General features: G+C 62.2%; 1 protein-coding gene. It reads left to right on the top strand.

Annotated features, from left to right (window positions below):
- Positions 1-27: 27 nt before the first annotated feature.
- A partial coding sequence (locus tag WS46_RS03895) for a DUF935 domain-containing protein (protein ID WP_257129923.1) occupies positions 28-1,100 on the top strand: 1,073 nt, incomplete at its 3' end.

Genomic DNA, 1,100 nt, shown 5'->3' with positions numbered 1-1,100 from the left:
GCGACGCGGGTTTTGAGGAAACGAAAAATGGCACAAATTCTTGATATGTACGGGCAGCCGATCCAGCGCGAGGTGTTGTCCGAACCGCAGACGTCGAAGCTCGGCTGGATCACGCGCGACTTTGCGCAGCATCCGTCGCGCGGGCTGACGCCGAAGAAGCTGCATTCGATTCTGGAAGCAGCCGAGTACGGCGATCTGATGGCGCAGTCCGATCTGTTCACCGACATGGAAGAGCGTGACGCGCATCTGTTCGCCGACATGAGCAAGCGCAAGCGCGCACTGCTCACCCTCGACTGGAACATTGTCGCGCCCGCGAACGCCAGCGCCGAAGAGAAAAAACAGGCTGCGCAGTTGGAGGAATGGTTCACTGACCTCGCGAACCTGGACGACGTGCTGTTCGATCAGATGGACGCGATCGGTCATGGATTCTCGGCGCAGGAAATCGAGTGGCATCAGGTCGAGAAGGTGTGGCTCCCGAAAACGCTCACCCACCGGCCGCAGCGCTGGTTTCGCACACCGCTGTATGACGGCAACGATTTGCGCTTGCGTGACAATTCGTCCGATGGCGCGCCGCTCTGGCCGTTCGGATGGCTGGTCCACAAACATCGTGCGAAGAGCGGGTATTTGACCCGCGCGGGCCTGCATCGTGTCCTGGCATGGCCGTACCTGTTCAAAACCTACGCGGTGTCGGACCTCGCCGAGTTCCTCGAAATCTACGGCTTGCCGCTGCGCGTCGGTAAGTATCCGCCCGGCTCGACGAAGGAAGAGAAAGCCACGCTGCTGCGCGCGGTCGCCGAGATCGGTCACAACGCCGCCGGCATCATCCCGGAGGGGATGCTGATCGAGTTCACGGAGGCCGCCGACGGTTCGAAAGACCCGTTCGAGGCCATGATCAACTGGTGCGAGAAGAGCGTGTCGAAAGCGATCCTCGGCGGCACGCTCACGTCGCAGGCCGACGGCAAGACGTCGACGAATGCGCTCGGCAAGACCCACAACGAGGTGCGACGCGACCTGTTGACGTCCGACGCGCGCCAGGCGCAGCGGACGCTCACGAACCTCTGCTACATGCTGTCGGCGCTGAACTTCGGCGCGTCCGATCC

The sequence above is a fragment of the Burkholderia sp. RF4-BP95 genome (assembly GCF_001521985.1).
GTDB classification, from domain to species: Bacteria; Pseudomonadota; Gammaproteobacteria; order Burkholderiales; family Burkholderiaceae; genus Burkholderia; species Burkholderia diffusa.
This window is presented reverse-complemented; position numbering and strand designations above follow the sequence as displayed.